This is a genomic window from Stenotrophomonas sp. STEN008 (assembly GCF_056760435.1).
In genome coordinates this window covers 35,244-53,115 of record NZ_JBRRET010000014.1, presented here as the reverse complement: position 1 = coordinate 53,115, position 17,872 = coordinate 35,244, and the positions used below count along the sequence as shown (strand labels likewise).

At 65.6% G+C, this 17,872-nt stretch carries 12 protein-coding genes; 3 read left to right on the top strand and 9 right to left on the bottom strand.

Annotated elements, in window-relative coordinates; genetic code table 11:
• Positions 1–8: 8 nt before the first annotated feature.
• The 3 genes from ACVOME_RS09155 to prfB form a co-directional block, all read right to left on the bottom strand.
• Positions 9–1,394, bottom strand: coding sequence for an NAD-dependent succinate-semialdehyde dehydrogenase (locus ACVOME_RS09155; protein WP_053520219.1), 1,386 nt, complete (start codon positions 1,392–1,394; stop codon positions 9–11).
• A gap of 320 nt (positions 1,395–1,714) precedes the next feature.
• A complete protein-coding gene (locus ACVOME_RS09150; RefSeq protein ID WP_053519318.1) occupies positions 1,715–2,497 on the bottom strand; it encodes a helix-turn-helix transcriptional regulator in 783 nt (260 codons plus the stop codon).
• Positions 2,498–2,542: 45 nt separating this feature from the next.
• Positions 2,543–3,668, bottom strand: a protein-coding gene (prfB, locus tag ACVOME_RS09145; protein WP_111186457.1) for a peptide chain release factor 2 whose coding sequence is annotated in 2 segments (ribosomal slippage) — positions 2,543–3,592 and positions 3,594–3,668 — 1,125 coding nt in all. Because the reading frame shifts where the segments join, the coding sequence is not laid out codon by codon here.
• A 183-nt stretch (positions 3,669–3,851) separates the two neighbouring features.
• Here prfB and ACVOME_RS09140 point away from each other — a divergent pair.
• Positions 3,852–4,592, top strand: coding sequence for a M48 family metallopeptidase (locus tag ACVOME_RS09140; protein ID WP_053519322.1), 741 nt, complete (start codon positions 3,852–3,854; stop codon positions 4,590–4,592).
• Positions 4,593–4,630: 38 nt separating this feature from the next.
• Here the strand turns inward: ACVOME_RS09140 and ACVOME_RS09135 are convergent, their stop codons facing one another.
• The gene (locus tag ACVOME_RS09135; RefSeq protein ID WP_481505005.1) at positions 4,631–5,491 is read right to left on the bottom strand and encodes a LytTR family DNA-binding domain-containing protein; all 861 of its coding nucleotides are present in this window, start codon (positions 5,489–5,491) and stop codon (positions 4,631–4,633) included.
• Positions 5,492–5,666: 175 nt separating this feature from the next.
• On the opposite strand from ACVOME_RS09135, the gene ACVOME_RS09130 reads away from it, so the two are divergent.
• The gene (locus ACVOME_RS09130; RefSeq protein ID WP_481505004.1) at positions 5,667–6,875 is read left to right on the top strand and encodes an acyltransferase family protein; all 1,209 of its coding nucleotides are present in this window, start codon (positions 5,667–5,669) and stop codon (positions 6,873–6,875) included.
• Positions 6,876–6,939: 64 nt separating this feature from the next.
• Here ACVOME_RS09130 and ACVOME_RS09125 read toward each other — a convergent pair whose 3' ends face one another.
• On the bottom strand, positions 6,940–9,846 hold the full coding sequence (locus ACVOME_RS09125) for a VIT domain-containing protein (protein WP_481505003.1): 2,907 nt from the start codon (positions 9,844–9,846) through the stop codon (positions 6,940–6,942).
• A 254-nt stretch (positions 9,847–10,100) separates the two neighbouring features.
• Between ACVOME_RS09125 and ACVOME_RS09120 the strand changes: the two genes are divergently transcribed.
• Complete coding sequence (locus tag ACVOME_RS09120; RefSeq protein ID WP_481505002.1) at positions 10,101–10,943, top strand: hypothetical protein; 843 nt, start codon at positions 10,101–10,103, stop codon at positions 10,941–10,943.
• A 98-nt stretch (positions 10,944–11,041) separates the two neighbouring features.
• On the opposite strand, the gene ACVOME_RS09115 is transcribed toward ACVOME_RS09120, so the two are convergent.
• The 4 genes from ACVOME_RS09115 to ACVOME_RS09100 are packed head-to-tail and all read right to left on the bottom strand — an operon-like array spanning position 11,042 to position 17,860.
• A complete protein-coding gene (locus ACVOME_RS09115) occupies positions 11,042–11,629 on the bottom strand; it encodes an SUKH-4 family immunity protein (RefSeq protein WP_481505001.1) in 588 nt (195 codons plus the stop codon).
• 12 nt (positions 11,630–11,641) lie between these two features.
• Positions 11,642–16,099, bottom strand: a complete 4,458-nt coding sequence (locus tag ACVOME_RS09110) for an RHS repeat-associated core domain-containing protein (RefSeq protein WP_481505000.1) — start codon at positions 16,097–16,099, stop codon at positions 11,642–11,644.
• Positions 16,100–16,118: 19 nt separating this feature from the next.
• Positions 16,119–16,247 carry a hypothetical protein gene (locus tag ACVOME_RS09105; RefSeq protein ID WP_006441023.1) on the bottom strand — a complete coding sequence of 43 codons (129 nt, stop codon included), beginning with the start codon at positions 16,245–16,247 and terminating at the stop codon, positions 16,119–16,121.
• Positions 16,244–17,860, bottom strand: coding sequence for a hypothetical protein (locus tag ACVOME_RS09100; protein WP_460256524.1), 1,617 nt, complete (start codon positions 17,858–17,860; stop codon positions 16,244–16,246). Before ACVOME_RS09100 ends, ACVOME_RS09105 begins: the two co-directional genes overlap by 4 nt.
• Positions 17,861–17,872 lie beyond the last annotated feature (12 nt).

Below are 17,872 nucleotides of genomic sequence, written 5' to 3'. Positions count from 1 at the left end.
GCCGTGCGTCAACGACGGTCGAACCACACGGTCTGCGCGTTCACGAACTCGCGGATGCCGAAATGCGACAGCTCGCGGCCGAAGCCACTCTTCTTCACGCCACCGATCGGCACGCGCGGGTCGGACGCGGAGAAGCCGTTGACGAACACGCCGCCGGTCTGCAGCCTGCGTGCCAGCCGCATCGCGCGCTCGCGATCGCCGCTCCACAGGTTGCCGCTGAGGCCGAATTCGCTCTGGTTGGCCAGCTCCACCGCATGATCGGCATCGCGTGCGCGGCTGATCGAAGCCACCGGGCCGAAGGTCTCGGTATCGAACGCCTGCATGCCCGGCTCGACACCGGCCAACACCGTGGGGGCATAGAAGCTGCCCGGACGATCCAGCTGATGACCGCCGACCAGCAGCTGCGCACCGGCCTCTACCGATGCACGCACCTGCGCATCGAGCTGCTCGAGCAGGTCCTGCCGGGCCATGGGACCGATGCGGTTGCCCGGTTCACGGCCATCACCGACGGTCAGCGCCTGCACCTTCGCGCAGAACTGCGCCACGAAACGGTCGTACACGCCGTCCTCGACGATGATGCGCTTGCCGGCGATGCAGACCTGTCCGGTGTTCTGGAAGCGCGAGGCGAGTGCCGCATCCACCGCCGCGTCGAGGTCGGCATCGTCCAGCACGATGAAGGGGTCCGAGCCCCCCAGTTCCAGCACGACCTTCTTCAATGCCTGCCCGGCCTGCGCGGCAATGCTGCGGCCTGCGCCGACGCTGCCGGTCAGGGTGACGGCTGCGATGCGGTCATCGGCGATGGCACGGCTGGTGCCCTCACGGCTGATGTTGGCGGCGATGAAGGTGCCTTCCGGCAGGCCCGCGTCGCGCCAGGCGGCGTCGAGCAGATGGGCGGTACCGACGATGTTCTCGGCCGGCTTGAGCAGGAAACCATTGCCTCCCATCAGGATCGGCACCGCTGCGCGCATCACCTGCCAGTACGGGAAATTCCACGGCATGATGCCCAGCACCACGCCCAGTGGCAGGTAGGACACGTAGGCCTTGTCATCGGGAACCAGCGTCGGCTCGTCGCGCAGGTACTGTGCGCCGTTATCCGCATACCACTCGCAGAGCACCGCGCACTTCTCGATTTCGGCCAACGATTCGGCATGGACCTTGCCCATCTCGGCGGTGGCCAGCGCCGCAAGCGATTCGCGGTCGCGGCGCAGGACCGCGGCCATCGCACGCAGGGCATCGGCGCGCTGCTCCAGCGACTGCGCACTCCAGGCGGCAAAGCCGGCCTGGCCTCGATCGAGGATCACCTCCAGCTCGGCGTCGGTAACGAAAGGATGGCGGGCGATTTCCTGGCCGGTGGCCGGATCGAGGGAAATCGCAATGGCGGGGGCAGCGGACATGCAGGGCTCCTGTTGTCTCGGCAACGGGCCGATTGCCCGTCTCCTGTCAGGAATGTGGACCCGAAGCTGCCGCGCAACAAGGCGTCTGCTTATCCTGTGACCTGCACTTACCTGCCTGAATGGGGTTGTCGGCAGGGCTGCGCCCTGCCCCCCCAAGCCACGCCAAGCCACAGCCAAGCCACAGCAGAAGCTGGTTTCCTGCGGGATGGCGGGGGGGGGGGGGGGGGGGGGGGGGGGGGGGGGGGGGGGGCGGGGGCGCGGGGCGCGGGCGGCGGGGGGGGGGCCGGCCGGCGCCGCCCCCCCCCCCCCCCCCGACCCACCTACTTTCGCGGCAGGTAGGTGACCAACGACAGGTCGTGCCGGCTCTCCGGCACCAGCGCCACGTACTGCAGGTCCAGCAACCCGCGCGTGGGGTGGTTCAGCTTCTTCGCCCCCTCGTCGAAGCGGCGCACATCATGCTCCGGCCACCACTGCCGGAACGTATCGCTGTGGGCAGCGATGTCCTCGGCCAGCGCCAGGAAAGGCGCCTTGTCCTGCGCCTGCGCCATCGCCGCGCGGAAGCCGGCCAGCAGGCCCCGGGCCATCTCCTCCCAGTTGAGGATCAACGTGCGATAGGGCGGATACAGGAACATCAGCCGCAGCGTGTTGCGCTCATGCGGCGCCAGCTGGCTGTAGTCGACGAACAGTTCGGCAATGGCCGGATTCCACGCCAGGATGTCGAAACGGGTGTTGCGTACGTAGGCCGGGATCGGCTGCATCGCGTCCACCAGCTGGCGCAGGCCATCAGTCACGCTTTCATCTGGCGACTCCAGCGGAACGCCATAGCCGGACAGCGCGAACGCATATGCGCGCTCGTCATCGCTCATGCGCAACACCCGGGCCAGGCGCTCGAGCACTTCCGGCGACGCACGCACTTCACGTCCCTGCTCGATCCAGGTGTACCAGCTGACACTGACCCCCACCGCCAGCGCCACTTCCTCGCGCTTCAGGCCGGGGGTACGCCTACGCCCGGCCGGCAGGCCCAGCGTGGCCGGGTCGACACGGGCGCGGCAGGCCTTGAGGAAACCGCCGAGCTCCCTGCGTTCACTCTCGCTGCGCATCATCGCCCTCCGTTGCGGAAGGCGATGATATCGGCGCAGGCGTGCGCATCAGGCATCGACGCGCTTGGACCCCACCGCCAGGCCGGCCTTCAGGCTGGCCTCGACGAACTCATCGAGGTCACCATCGAGCACCTTCTGCGTATCGGAACGCTCGATGCCCGTGCGCAGGTCCTTGATGCGGCTCTGATCGAGCACGTAATTGCGGATCTGGCTGCCCCAGCCGATGTCGGACTTGGTCGCTTCCACGGCATCCTTCTCCGCGTTGCGCTTCTGGATCTCGAGCTCGTAGAGCTTTGCGGCCAGCATCTTCATCGCGTTGTCGCGGTTCTGGTGCTGGCTGCGGCCGGTCTGGCACGCCACCACGATGTTGGTCGGAATGTGGGTGATACGCACCGCCGACTCGGTCTTGTTGACGTGCTGACCACCGGCGCCGGACGAACGGTAGACGTCGGTGCGCAGATCGGCCGGGTTGATGGTGATGTCGATGTTGTCGTCGATCTCCGGCGAAACGAACACCGAGGTGAAGCTGGTGTGGCGACGGTTGTCCGAGTCGAACGGCGACTTGCGCACCAGGCGGTGCACGCCGGTCTCGGTCTTCAGCCAGCCATAGGCATAGTCACCTTCCACGCGCAGGGTGGCCGACTTGATGCCCGCCACATCACCGCCGGAAACTTCCATCAGCTCGGTCTTCCAGCCACGCGATTCGCACCAGCGCAGGTACATGCGCAGCAGGATCTCGGCCCAGTCCTGGGCTTCGGTACCACCGGCACCGGCCTGGATGTCGACGAACGCAGCGGCATTGTCCATCTCGCCGGAGAACATGCGCTGGAACTCCAGCTTCTCGACGTGCGACTGGTGCTTGTCCAGATCGGCAACCACGGCCAGCGCGGTGTCCTCGTCCTGCTCGGACTCGGCCAGCTCCAGCAGCTCGGTCGCATCCTTCAGGCCATCGAGCACCGAGGCGATGCCGCCCACGGTCTTTTCCAGGCTGGATCGCTCGCGCCCCAGGTTCTGGGCGTACTCGGCGTTGTTCCAGACGTCGGGGTTTTCAAGCTCCCGCGTTACTTCTTCAAGACGCTCTTTCTTGGCGTCGTAGTCAAAGATACCCCCGAAGCGACAGCACGCGATCGGTCAGATCGGTGATGCGCTGGCGGACAGGATTCAGTTCGATCATGTCGGCGGTCGTGCGTTCAAAAAATGACTGCCAATGATAACGCAGGCGCCCGGCAGGCGGCGAGGCACCCCCAGTGGCCCGGCCGGCGGCTGGACACGGGCCGGGCTGAAGCCGGTAGACTTCCCGGCCGCCGCGGCAACAGGGGGACGCGCGGCCCATCCCAATCCAAGGAGCACCATTTCAATGAAGATCATGCGTTCCACCCTGTGCCTGGCCGCCTGCCTGCTGGCCGCCAATGCCTCGGCCATCGACCTGAAGGGCCTGACCAGCACCGGCCTGAAGGCCGGCAAGGCGCTGACCCTGTCCGACGCAGAGGTCTCGGCGGCCGCCGACCAGGCCTGCGCCTACATGGACAAGGAGAACCAGCTGGCACCCGCCAACGATCCCTATGCCCAGCGCCTGGCCAAGATCACCCAGGGGCTCGCCAACGAGGACGGCCTGAACCTGAACTTCAAGGTCTACCGGACCGCCGATGTCAACGCCTGGGCGATGGCCAACGGCTGCGTCCGCGTCTACACCGGCCTGATGGACATGGCCAGCGATGACGAGGTGCGTGGCGTGATCGGCCACGAAATCGGCCACGTGAAGCTGGGCCACAGCAAGACCAAGATGCGCACCGCGCTGCTCGCATCGGCCGGCCGCGAAGGCCTGGCAGCGTCGGGCAACGGCAACCTGACCCAGCTCAGCCAGGGCCAGCTCGGCGACCTCGCCGAGGGTTTCGTCAACGCCCAGTTCTCGCAGAAGGAAGAGAGCGCGGCGGACGAGTACGGCTATCAGTTCATGAAGCGCCACAACTATGATCCGGCAGCCCTGGCCAGCATGTTCCGCAAGCTGTCCAGCGAAGGCGGCCTGATGTCGTCGCACCCCGGCTCGGAAGCCCGCGCCGCGCGCATCGACGCGATGATCAAGAAGGACAGGAAGTAAGCACGAAGGGGGCGGGCGCTCCGCAGGTCCGCCCGCCCCTATCCTCCCGCCAGCGCCTGCCGCAGCAGCGGCAGCTGGCGCCTGCTGCAGGGAGTCTTGGCCCCATCGGCCATGTGCAGCAGGGCCTCGCCGCCATCCAGCGGCTCGATGGAGCGCAGCTGCCCGCGGTTGATCAGCCAGCTGCGATGCGGCCGCAGGAACACCAGCGGATCCAGCCGCAGTTCCAGCACCGCCATGGTGATCCGCAGCGGATAGTCATGGCCGCGGACCCTCAGATTCACGTAGTTGCCAGCGGCCTGGGCGTACTCGACGTCCTCGGTGGCGACCAGGAATTCCTTGCCCAGCTTGCGCACCAGGAAGTGCTGCGGGCGCTCGACCGGCTCGACCGGCGGACCGACATCCGGCGCGGCCAGCAGGGATGCCTCACCCTGGCGGCGGCGGCCGAACCAGCCGGCAAGGTGCTCCAGCGCCACGAACAACGCGAACGTGCGGACATCCTTCAGGTACTCGTAGGCAAAGCGCTGCAACCAGCCGTCATCGTCCTGGTAGTGATGGCCCAGTGCGGCGTACGCGAGGTGGCGGATCACCATCATCCCCACCACGTGCAGCAGCGACCACCCCACGCTGGCCAGCAGGTACAGCGGCAGCAGGCGCCTCCAGGTGTCGGCATGCAACGGCCAGCGCTGGCACCCCCACCACAGCAGCGGCAGGGTCAGCAGCACCGCTCCGGCGCTGCTGAACTCCCAGACCAGGGGCTCCCACAGGGCCAGGGCGGTGCCGTGGCGCCCGGAATCCATCACTTCCACCAGCGCGTTCGTCACTGCGGTCGCCGACAGGATCGCGGCCCACACCAGCAGGCGACTTGACGTTCGCCAGCGCGGCAGTCTGCCCTGAGCCATTGCTGCATCCATCTCGTCGCGGTCCCTCAGCGTGCATCAAGGGAGCGAGCGTAGCCTCCCCGTTGATCCCGGCACGCCCGCCATTGGTCACTACCGCGTCACCGGTGGCCCCCTGCCGCTTACGCCGCCACCTTTGCGGACGCAGTCTGGCGTCACCTTCCTGCCGGTTGCGGCCATGACCCGACGCCATGACATCGACACGCTCCGCGTGCTCGCCTTCGCCCTGCTCATCCTTTACCACGCGGCCATGGCCTACGTGGATGGCTGGGGCTTCCATCTCAAGAGCGCCTACACGGCCGAGTGGCTGCAGTGGCCGATGATCGCTCTGAACCGCTGGCGCATGCCACTGCTGTTCGTGATCTCGGGTATCGCTCTGGGTCTCTCATTGCCGCGGCACGGGCGGCACCGGTTCGCACTGAAACGCAGCGGACGCCTGCTGCTGCCGCTGTTGTTCGGCATCGTCGCTGTCGTCTCGCTGCAGGCTTACTGCGAAGCGGTGGACAAGGGCGATGTGACGCCAGGACTCGGCGCCTTCCTGTGGCGTTACTGGCAGTTCCGGCCGTGGCCGGGCGCGCATTTCGACGGCGCAGCCTACGGGTTCACCTGGAATCACCTGTGGTATCTGGCGTACCTGGTGCCCTACACCCTGCTGGCCATCGCGCTGGCCGGTCCGATGCAGGCCCTGTGGGCGCGGCTGCCGTCATGGCGGCCCGATGACCGCCTGATCGCGATCGTCGGCCTGCTGCTGCCGGTGCTCTGGCTGGCCTGGGCCCTGCTGGTGGTGATGCCTGCGTGGCCGCCCACCCATGCGCTGCTGAACGACCTCTACGTGCATGCCGAATCCCTGCCCCTGTTCCTGGCCGGTTTCTGGGCCGCACGCTGGCAACGCGGCTGGGACCTGCTCGTGCGCGGCCGGCGCCTGACGTTGGCGCTGGCCTTGAGCGGGCTGCTGGTCGAACTCGGCATCCGCGCCCTGGGCCGGATGCCGGACCTTGGCCAGCTCGATCCATGGGTGCTGTCGCTGCCATGGGCGCAGACCGAGCGCGTCGGCCGGGCCCTGTACACCTGGTGCGCACTGCTGGCGATGTTCGGCTGGGCCCGCGTGCTGCTCGACCGGCCGTGGCGTGGCCTCGACTACTGCCGAGAGGCGGTCTTCAGCTGGTACATCCTGCACCAGACCGTGCTGATCGTCCTGCTCTACTGGCTGCGGCCCCTTCAGCTCGGCCCCTGGCTGGAACCGGCTCTGCTGGTTGCCGGCACCGTCGCCGGCTGCCTGCTGATCCACGAGCTGCTGATCCGTCGTGTCCGCTGGCTGCGTCCCCTGTTCGGCCTGCGCGTCCATCCGCCATCGCCTTCGGTGGCAGGCGCAGCGACGGCACCGTGACACCATCGCGTGGAGCCGGGTCATGCCCGGCTCCGACTCAAGCCTGCCCGAACTGAGCTCGGCGCTATCTGACCTCGAACTCGCCCACCAGCACTGTTTCGGCACGATCCTTCAACCGCATCGTCACCCTCTGGTCCTTCTGCTTCGGCGTGCCCCAATGGGTGGTCAGGCGCAGCATCAGGGTCGTGGCACCGGTCACCAGCTGCTGGCGACTGCCGAAATAATTGGCCTCCACCTTGTACCTGCCCGGCTTGGCATCACGCAGTGAGAACTGCTCGGGTCCATAGCCTCCGGTGAAGTCCTGTGACATCTGTCCTCCCTGGTAGGTCAGACGATTGCCGTAGTACGCGCGCTCGCCGTTCGGATCGGTCACCCACAGGTCCATGTCGCTGTTGTCCGCATCCCACGACAGCACTACCCGCAGGTCCAGCGGCATCGGCTGCAGCAGGCGCGGGTCGATGGCCGAGGTATCAAGCCCTGGCGTGCTGCGTGCAACCAGTTGGGTCAGCTCGTCCAGCGCGATCAGTGCAATGCCGTTGAACCGGCTGTCCCAGGGCCGCGTCACCACCTGGTACAGCGGCGCCAGCGCCTGCTGTGGCCGGCCCGCCGCCGCCAGGGCCAGGCCGAGATCACGGAAGCTCTGCGGCTCCTCCTCGCCCATCGCCAACACCTGCTCGAACACCGGCACCGCCAGCATCGGTGCGTCGGCCTGCATCAGGCGGTAGCCGAGCACGCGCAGCAGATGGCGGTTGTCCAGGTCCATCTCGGCCAGGTTGGACAGCACGCGCAGGGCCAGATCCCGCTGCCCCTGCTCCAGCAACAGATCGGCCACGTCGAGAAAGAACGCACTGCTGTCGGCATGCGCGGCGCGCTCGGCCAGGTAGCGGTCGTACAGCTGCGAGGACGGCCCCTGGCGCAGGCGCCGGGCAATGGCCGAATCTGGCTGCCATGCGGCCAGTTGGATGCCGAGCGCACCGCTGTTCGCTGCGGCCTCTGGCGCTGCGGCAGCGCCGCTCCCCGTGCTCGCATCGCGTGCGGCTTCCTGTGCAGGTGCCGAGCGACGGGCGCGTGCACGCGACACCTGGACGTCGCGTTCCGCGGCCGCAAGCATCGGTGCGGGCGCGGGAGGTGCGGCCGCGAGCATCGCTGCCGGCGCGGCGGCCGAAGCAGAGACGGCAACCCTGTCCAACGCCTTTCCCTGCAACTGCGGCGGCGTGTCTTTCGGCCAGCTGCGGCGCCACCACTCCCGGCGCTCCTGCCACTGTGCGGCGATGTCGTCCAGGCGACGGCGCTCGGCGGCGCTGCGGTCAGCGACCACGCGTGCAAAGCGGGCATCGTACTCGGCCCGCAGCGCGCCGGCAGGCCGGATCGCGTAGCGCAGGTAATCGTCCAGCGTCTCCAGCACGATCAACGAGGTATCCGGACCGACCAGGCCGAACTGCTGCGACAGGCGCTGCATCGCCTCACGGTTGCCGCGACGGTCGGCGGCCAGCTGCTGCAGCCGCGCCTGCGCCCACAGGCCGGCCAGCAGTTCTCCATTGCCGCTCGTCTGTGTCGCGGGCAGCGCCAGCCATTGGCCGCCGACGCGGACCCGCATCGGCACGCCGTCCGCCGCCAGCCGCGAGTGCAGCCACAGCCAGCCCTGCGCTTCACTGCGACGATCGATCACCACGTCCTGTACACCGCGGCCCGCATCGACCTGCACGTCCAGCGGCGAAGACAGCAGTTCGCGTGCAGCGGCATCGACATCCGTTCCCAGGGCGACGAAGCGACCGCCATGTGATTCGCTCCAACCGCGCAGCCGAACGACATCGGTATGTGCGCCCGCACTGCTGACCGCGAACAGGCGCTGGTCGGCGGCGAGCGTCGGCAACACCTGCGGGCCGTAGGTCAACAGACCGTCGCTGACCAGCAGGTACTCCTTCACGGCTGCCTGCGGCTGCCACTGCGCCAGCGCGCTGGCGCCATCCGGGCGGACGGCCTGCAACGCCTGCCGCAATGCCGACCAGTCACCGCCGCGGATACGGAAGCGACGCACCGGCTCGGCCCGGTCACGCAGGACCGTCAACGCGACCGTGCCGTTTCCCAGCACAGCAAAGTAACGGTCCAGCAGTGCAAACTCCCGCGAACGGTCACGCCGGTCTGATGAGCCGGAGCCATCCCACAGCAGGCCGATATCGGTCGGCAGCGTACGCGGCGCGTTATCGACCGGCACCGGCAGCTGTGCCAGCAGATAGTGACCGTCCTGCCACGGTGCGACCTGTACCCGTGCCTGACGTGATGCCGGGAGCGTCCACTGCAGCTGCGCCGGCAACAGGGCGCCTCGGCCCTGCCAATGCAGTTGCCCCTCAGTGAAGCGGAACGGCCCTGCGCCCGTGGTCGCCGCATCCGGCGCCTGCAGCGTCAGCTCGACCGAGGCCGCGCTGGCGGCGAACTGCAACGGCAAAGTCCATTGCCAGCCGTGGGCGGCAAACGCCAGCGGTTCGCGCAGCACCAGCTGCACACGGCGGCTGCCGCCGGCGGGCAACGGGTAGACACGCAGGCGGAACTGATTGCCGGCGGTCTGCTCCAGCAGGCCCGGATCGACGCCGCGACGCGCGATGTCCTCGAACACCTGACGCCCCCGGTCCTTGGGCACGGGCACCGCCTCGCGCAACTGGCCATCGATATCCAGGGCGAAGCCGGTGATCTGCTGGCCATCAGCCAGCGGGAACTGCAGCTCGCCCTCCATGACCCGGCGGTTGGGGTTATGGAACTCCAACGTGACGCGGGTCTGGGCGATACCCGCCTGGACCTCCCCTTCGATCGAGGCCCGACGCAGCACGATGGGCTGCTCGGCGCCCGCGACCTGCAGCAACGGGACCGCACGAACCGGGCGGACGGCCGGACGGCCGTGGGTCTGGGCGGCCGTGGTGAAGGCACAGAGCAGCAGCGCCAGCAGGCACAGCACACGACGAAGGACGGGCGACATGGTACGTCTCCAGAGCGAGGACGAACTGTTCAACGCATGGCAGGCCGGATCGGGGTTGATCGGGTGATCGTCCGCGATGGCTGCTGCGTGTGCAGACCGGATGCAGGCTTGTCATGACCCGCGCCAAGCTCCGCAGAAGATGCCCTCTCAAAGAGGCAGGCCGGAGCAGGAAGAGCGGTCACAGCGGCTGTTCGTTACTCGACGTGACTGGGAGATCTTGCTGCCGGACGCCAGCCAGTGGTAGTGAAAAGAATATGAACAAAAAAGTTGTCCTGATGCATGGCAGACACGAAGCAGGATTCCCGACCCCGGGTGCTGAGCTGGTGTTCTTCAATGTCCCCTTCAACACTGAGAGGCTTGCCCGGATCGAGCAGGTTCACCTCTGGTCACCTCCCGGCGACAAGCTCGAAGCGCTTCCGGAGATCCTCAGGGAAATGCGAGGTCTCAAGACGCTCAGCATCGGGCCGGGATCAATCGCACCGTCGATCACGGATGGACTCGAGGAAGGACTTCTGCCCGAGAGCATTGAGGCATTGAGCATCCATCTTGGCACGGGGACGTTGGCCTGGCCGGGCGTCGTGCTCCCCAATCTCAGGACGCTGTATGTCGATGTACCGGTGCGCTTCGACGCATCACGCTTCCCCGCACTGAAGGTCCTTTCGCTCTATCCAGACAAGTCACTGAAGAATGTCAGGCACGCCCTGGCCCTGCCTCTGGAAGAACTGAACATTCTGAATGTCCCCGTCGATGGTGAGATCTTCAACATCCTGTCTGCATCGGTTGGTGGCCTTCAACGCCTGGGACTGTTGGTTGGCATGAAGCTGAAAAGCCTCGGTGGCATCGAGACACTTGCCGCGTTGACGTCGGTATGGCTGAAGAATCCGAGTTCGCTGACAGACATCCGTGCACTGGTCGGTCTTGAGCAGCTTCAGAAGCTGGATATCCAGTACTGCAAGAAGATTGCCAACGTCGAGGTCATCAATGATCTTCCCGCGCTTCGTGACTTGACGCTCGTGGGTTGCGGAAAGGTGGGTCTGGAGAAAATACAGGCAACGATCGAGTCGCTTCAGAAGCACACCATTGGCGCGACGACCTAGCCACATTCCATGCCCGATGTCGGTCTGCTGGGCCAAGCGGATCCGTGCCGTCCCGATTGTGCCGCGACAACCAGATGCCGCCTCACGGGGCCGACACCTCAAATAAGGCCATCCTGGATCTGCTCCAGAACGATTGACCACCATGACCCTTCCGTCAGTGCAGCGGCATCAAGGCTCCTCCACTCCGACACCATGGCCTTGATCGCCTCACCGCGATCGAATCGCGGCTTTGCAGAGCGCTTGGGAATCTCACCCCGCTTGAATGCCTCCAGCCGGGCCTGCATCTCCGCCTGGGAGTAGACCACGGGACCGGAATCGCCCGCCTTTGCCTGAGCCTGGAATGCCTCATACGCTTCGAGAAAGCCGAGGAAGCTCGACAGGCGTCCATTCACGATCTGACGTCCACCATCACCCACGGCAAGCACCTCGCCACTCACCGACAGGCACAGCAGCAGATCCTCACCCCATGGCTCTCGCGCGATAGCCAGAAGTCTGGTGCCATCGATCTCGACCACGCGGGGCACTTCGAACTGAACAATAGGCACATCGCCGGGCAGCCTTGAAGGAAGCCCCAGCCGCAACATCAGCTCACTCGTCGACGGCTCCAGTCCGAAATCCCGAAGGACCTGGGCACTCACCTCCAACGAACCCGAGCCATAAACGCGGGAGAATGCAGTTTCAGTCACGCATGAACCTCATCAGCCACAACCATTGAATAGCTTCCTGACCGCCGCCTTCAGCGCCTTGACACCTGATCGTCTGGATGCCCGCGTCACACCGTAATCAAAGCTGTGCGTGACCGCTGCACCGGGGAAAACACTGGACAGCATTCTTCCGCAGTACTGCATTCCTCTGACCGGCGGACAGGGAGCGAGTTCAGTATAGACACGTTTGACATTTTCAGGAGGAATGTTCATCTGGGTCAACTTGGCCGCGATCCTCCTCTCAGAGTGTAGACCACCCCCACTGGCATCCACGATGTAACTTGGATTCCCCGCACCATCGACATACTCGAAAACCGCGATGTTCCGCCCTCCCTTGATGCCGTTCTCCAAGCGATGCATCTGAGCCATCTGGCTGAGGTCGGTACTGCCGTAGTCCACCTGGGTGGAGTGTAGCCCAAGCGGGTCAGCCCAGCCGAACGGGTTCAGCGCGTACGCATACAAGTTCTCTCCCGCGGCAAGCCGCATCGGATCCTGCGACACGAACTCATCGATTGCAGGGTCGAAGTACCGATGCCGGTTGTAACACAGGCCCGTCTCCTCATCGACGTACTGCCCCTGGTAGCCAAGATTGACAGCAATCTGCCGGACGGAAGGCCGATCACTCAACGACGCGCCTGCAGCTCTCTCCCACAGCACAGTTCCGTCAGCATCCAGCAGCCTGACCGGTCGGCCGTTGAGATCGTTGAAGAAGTAATAGACCTTTGCTGCTGCGACTTCCGCATCCGGAGCGCTTACGGGTGCGCCGACATCGCGGGGAGGTCCGGCACGTGCTGCACCAAGCTGCGAACCCGCACTGCCAAGGATCATTGCGGTTGAAGCATCCTTTGGCTTTGCTCCGCCCAGAATTGCCCCTCCCAACATACCGAGCGCACCATGGTCCTCGACTTGAACCGGCGCAGCACTTTGCAGCAGTTCCAGCCGCGGACGCCGAGCAGCCTGCCCTTCACCTTCGAGGCCCCTTGATCCATCTGCCGCATCAGGCTCTGTCTTGGGATCAACCATAGCGAACGGGATAAACCCGTCGGGGTAATGAACGTACTCCCTCGCCCTGCCAGATAGCGCGGCTAGACGACGCTGGCGCCGTCTCGATTCCACCAGGCTTGTTCGACTCCCGGGCTCCGCCACAATCCGCCCGACATCAGCCCTCACCTCCTCGACCTCACTCAGCAATACATTCGCGTCCCAGAAGAACCAGACCGTTCTCTTCCCGTTCGACTTGAATGCACGGCGCCCCAAAGAGTCATAGCCATAGACCCATCGGGAGCCATCGACCGTCGCCGCTACCAGACGCTGATGGCCATCCCAGGTCAGCTCGAGGTGCCGACCGCCGTCGAGGCTACGCTTGCAGACCAATGCGCCGTTTCGATCGAAAACGTAACTCACGCCATCGAGCACGCCTTCACGAGTCCACAGCTCATCCTCCTCGGCCCCACCCACACGCTTTGCCGGCGCATGTCTTCGGATGTCCGTCTTCAGTCGTGAGACGGAAGATCCGTCGAGCAGATTGTGCAGTCGGCCCTGGGGATCAATCCGCTGTTTGAGCTTGCCCAAGGCGTTGTAGCGATACTGGTCAGTCCCCTGCACGCTGTCCATGCGTCGGATCAGATTTCCGGCGCGATCATATTCGTAGGCAACATCGAACAGCGGCGCATCCCCGCATCTGACCGCTTGCGAGCTCACGTTCGAGGACGGGTCGTACTGCAGATATCGGCTGAACCGCCCGATCTTCTCTTCGACCACACGCCCGGATTCATCCCGGGCAACACTCAGACAACGTTCTCCATTGATGGCAAGCGTTACAAGCTCATCGTCAAGATCGTAAGCATATTCAATCGTGTTTCCGGTCGATGTGCTCCTGCGCACGCGGTTGCCTGACCTGTCGAAACTGCTGAGCACGCGGAAGCCGTCCTGGGACTCTTCCACCAGATTTCCCACAGCGTCGAACACGCGCTTGACGACCCGACTTGCATTGCCGCACTCGATTAGATTTCCGCAGGCGTCGTAGGTGAAGTAATCCTCTTCGATATATCCAGCGCACACCACGGAGCGCCGCGACACACGGCCGAGCTTGTCGGATGTGTATCGAACAACCCTGCCTTCAGAATCGACGCACTCTTCGAGCCGCCCCGCACCGTCGTATCGATAGCTCCGGGCCTGCCCCCAGTAATCGATTTCCTTGACAATCCGGCCGAGAGCATCTCTCACGATCTCGTAGCGCTGCCCATCGGAATTGATGAGCCCAACCAGACACTCTTCGGTATCGTAGAAATACTCGACCCGCGACCCATCCGGCGACCGCCTCCGCGAAACCTGCCCCAGGCCTGCGTACTCCAGGAGAGTGCGGTTTCCCAGCGCATCGACATAAACCGAGATCCGATCTTCTGCATCGAACGAATAGGCGACACTCCGACCATCCGGCTCGATGCACTCCGTCAATCGACCTTTCACGTCATATCGGAACTGGGTCTGATTCCCTCCAGCATCCACCTGCCGCATGAGCAGGCCCCTGCCATCGTGCTCGAACTTGACTTCCCGACCCGTGGCAGAGATGACGCTCGCGACGGCACCATGCCTGTCATAGGTAAGCCTCGTCGCACCTCCTCTTGCGCTTGTCTGCTGCAGCAGTTGCCCCGCGGCGTCATAGGCGAATTCAGTCACTGCGCCCAGAGGATCCGTCTGCGCGACGATATCTCCGAATTCATTGTAGCTCTGGGTCCATGTTCCAGAATCTGGAACATGCACTGCAGTCAGAAGATCCAGATCGCCGTACTCGTGAAGTATGCGGCTGCCGTCAGCCCGTAGCAGCTGGACAACATTGCCATGCGCATCATAGGCAAACGCCGTTCTCAGTCCTTCCGGATCGGTCACCGCCACGGTGCGCCCGAAATCGTCGTACTCGAACAGCGTCACGCCATCGAGCGGATCGATCTCGCACAGCGGCAGCTGGTTCTCGTCGAACTTGACCACGCTCAGGTGCCCCAGCGAGTCGGTCACCCGGGTTTCGCGCAGCAGCTCGTCGTACTCGAAGTGATAATCGTAGAGACCGCCATCGCCCCACGAATGCACCACCCTGCCCTGCGCATCGAACGCATAGTGGAAGGACAGGCCCACGCGGTCGGTATGCCGCACCATGCGGTGACGTTCATAGGCAAACGTGCGTGGTGCCCCCAGTGCGTCGACTGCCGCCAGCAGGTCACCTTCGGCACTGTACCGGTAGCTCACCAGCGGATGGGCCAGGCCGGTGGCGGGATCGTGCAGGGCCATGCGATCAATGTGGCCGTGGCGCGCCTCCACTTCGATGAAGCGGCCCTGCAGGTCACCGATACCGCTCTCGACGATGCGCACCAGATGGCCGTCGCGACGCTCGAAGCGCCAGTGGTTGCCATGCGCATCCTCGATGCGCTCGATCGGCCAGGACTGCGGGCCCGGCAACGCGCTGACACCTGCAGGCAGCTCGCCACCGAACACGTACTGCAGGCCGTTCTTGAAGCGCACCCGCCACTGCCCGCGCCGCCTCAGCAGGCGCGCGCCATCGACGAAATCGAGAATCGCCCCGGCCTCTCCCTCGGCGGGCGGCAGCTCGGGGAAGAACGCGACCTGGTCGGGGCCGGACAGCCAGACGCTGCCGTCGGCCAGCAGCTCCAGGCGGATGTCTGCCGGCGTCTGCCAACCCGCGCCGCACAGACCCGTCGCGCCCGCGTGGCGCGAGCCGTAGCTGCGTTGCCAGGTGAGTGGCAAGCGGCCCGGAACATCGAAATCCTGGTGGTTGACCACCACGCTGCCATCACGGATGTCCACCGGCTCGGCGCGAAGCACCTTGCACTTCAGGAAACCCGAGGGCAGGTTTCCCCACTTGCCCCGCCGCCAATTGGCAAAGGCATCCATCTTCTTGCGGAAGAACGCACTCTTGCGCAGCTTGCCCAGGCCTGCGAACGCCGCGCGGAACGCGAGCGCGGTCCACGACACCGTCGGTGGTCCTCCCACCTTGACGCTGGTAGGAATGGCCACGTTCAGGCCGGTCGGCAGTGACATCGCCCGAAGTGGCTTCTTCGGCTTCTTCACCCGGAACGGGTTGATCATGCCGGCCAGATTGCAGTCCAGCACCGGCATCGCCAGCCGCGAGAACGGCTCGCCATCGGCCGACACGGTACGACTGCCCATGAAGATCTCTTCGCCGTCGAACTGAGGGCCCATCGGTGCCGCCAACGGCGGCCCCCACACACCGAGCGGGATGTGGATATCCAGGCCGCCGGTACCGGCGGTGCCGCGATGCACGCCGTTGACCTTGATGGTCGAACCGATGAACGGGATGTAGTCGAACGGATCGAGCACCAGGCCGATGTGCGGCGTCGGCAGCGGGCACGGCGGCACCGCATACATGTGGATGTCGATACCCAGCTGCGGATCGAAATGCTTGGCGGCGATGCTCACGGCAACACTCCCTGTTGCGTTACAAGGCGCGGAACAACGCGCGCAGGAACGCCTTTACTTCGTCACGGTACTCGGCGCTGATCCAGGTCACGACGATGATGCCAAGCACGATGGCCACCAGCATCACCACGGTCTTGTTCGACTTCATGCAACAGCCACTCCTGTAACGGCGGGCCCTGCAGCCGCCGCCACGGGCGACTGCAGCAGGCCACTGGGATCGGGCAGCGGCTGCATCGCCGGGGGCTCGCTCCACACCGGAATCTCGTGGTCGAGCGGGTGTTCGATCGCCGGCAGGCCGTTCCAGCCCGGGTCGAGGAAATCACGGCCGACGGCCACGATCTTGCGGAAGAATTCGTCACCGCCCTGGATCAGCCGCTCGCGTTCCTGCTGCGCACGATGAAAGCCGCGCTCCAGCGCGGCATCGAGCTCGGCGTCGATGGCATCCAGCGCCGGACGCGGAGGACGCGGGCCGAGTGCGCGCCCCTGCGCGTCCGCCTTCTCCAGCAGGCCGGTGCTGGCCTGCAGGTAGTCAGTGGCGACCTGCTGCAGTTGTTCGCAGCGTCGTGCGTCCTGAAGCTGCAGCAGATCCCACAATGCCTGCGGCAGCGTCGTTGCCTTGCGGTCGGCCGGCGCCAGCGGCTTGGCGATGCGGATCGCCTCCAGCAGCTGCGTGCGCGCCGCCTCGCGCTGGCCCGCCTGCACGTGACACCAGCCCGCCATGCGCTGGCCCTCCAGTGCGAACATGGGATGCGGAATGCTGGCTGCGGACGCGGATGCCTGCAGGTAGGTGTGTGCCGCACGCTCGGGTTGCTTGGCCGCCAACCAGCAGCCCGCTTCACCGAACCAGCTCTGCATCACCAGTTCCGGCGCGGCAGGATTGCCGCTGGCACGTGCACCTTCTGCGGCGCTGCGTGCCTGCCGGTAGCTGTTGATCGCCTGGCTGTGATCGCCATGTTTCAGCCAGGCACCAGCCACCATCATCTGCACCACCGACTGCTGGTCCTGCCAGCCATGCCGCTGCGCCAGGCCCTGCGCGCGTCCGGCGCGGGCCACCACCTGCGACGGACTGCCTCGCTCCAGCAGCAGCATCAGGTCCGCCAGCAGCTGCCGGTACAGCACTTCCGGACCGCGACCACCGGATTGCGCGGCGGTATCCCGGGCAATCGCAAACATGTCGACCGGTGCGGTGACCACCCGTGCGGTCCTGGCATGACGCTCCAGCAGCGGCTGCCAGCGCGGGTCCTCTTCGGTATCCACCAGCACCAGTCGCAGGCGCTCTCCCGGCGCAGCGGCCAGCGCCGCATCCAGCCAGCGCTCGAAGCCTTCACCGGGCACGCAACGCTCCGGTTCCAGCACGGCAGCCAGCAGGCGCAGATGCTCGCCGTGATGGTCGATGAAACTCTCCAGCACATCGACCACACCCTGCGCGCTGTCCGGATGCGCCTCGCTCGGGCCACGCCAGCCCAGTGGCACCTGCTGCGCGCGCAGCTCGTCCTGGCTGGCCAGATAACGGTCGAGCAGATCCTGCTTGACCTGCCGGCTGTAACGGAAGCCCAGCTCATAGGCGGTATCGATGCGCAGGAAGCAATCCGGCGTATCACGCCCTGCGTCGTTGCGCTGCATCTCGAAGAACGCGGCCAGCAGGCGGCTGGCGGCAGCCGGCAGACGCCATACCAACAGGCGCCTGCTGCTGTCGGCGCTGGCCTCCAGCCAGGCATCGCGCAATGCGTTCAGGCCGCGCAGCATGGGGGTGTCCTGCATGGTGTATCTCCC

Bases quoted from the DNA above. Each gene is read 5' to 3' on its own strand.
- ACVOME_RS09155 (WP_053520219.1), bottom strand. From the start codon at position 1,394: ATGTCCGCTGCCCCCGCCATTGCGATTTCCCTCGATCCGGCCACCGGC.
- ACVOME_RS09105 (WP_006441023.1), bottom strand. From the start codon at position 16,247: ATGAAGTCGAACAAGACCGTGGTGATGCTGGTGGCCATCGTGCTTGGC.
- ACVOME_RS09135 (WP_481505005.1), bottom strand. From the start codon at position 5,491: ATGGCTCAGGGCAGACTGCCGCGCTGGCGAACGTCAAGTCGCCTGCTG.
- ACVOME_RS09120 (WP_481505002.1), top strand. From the start codon at position 10,101: ATGAACAAAAAAGTTGTCCTGATGCATGGCAGACACGAAGCAGGATTC.
- ACVOME_RS09140 (WP_053519322.1), top strand. From the start codon at position 3,852: ATGAAGATCATGCGTTCCACCCTGTGCCTGGCCGCCTGCCTGCTGGCC.
- ACVOME_RS09150 (WP_053519318.1), bottom strand. From the start codon at position 2,497: ATGATGCGCAGCGAGAGTGAACGCAGGGAGCTCGGCGGTTTCCTCAAG.
- ACVOME_RS09100 (WP_460256524.1), bottom strand. From the start codon at position 17,860: ATGCAGGACACCCCCATGCTGCGCGGCCTGAACGCATTGCGCGATGCC.
- ACVOME_RS09130 (WP_481505004.1), top strand. From the start codon at position 5,667: ATGACCCGACGCCATGACATCGACACGCTCCGCGTGCTCGCCTTCGCC.
- ACVOME_RS09125 (WP_481505003.1), bottom strand. From the start codon at position 9,846: ATGTCGCCCGTCCTTCGTCGTGTGCTGTGCCTGCTGGCGCTGCTGCTC.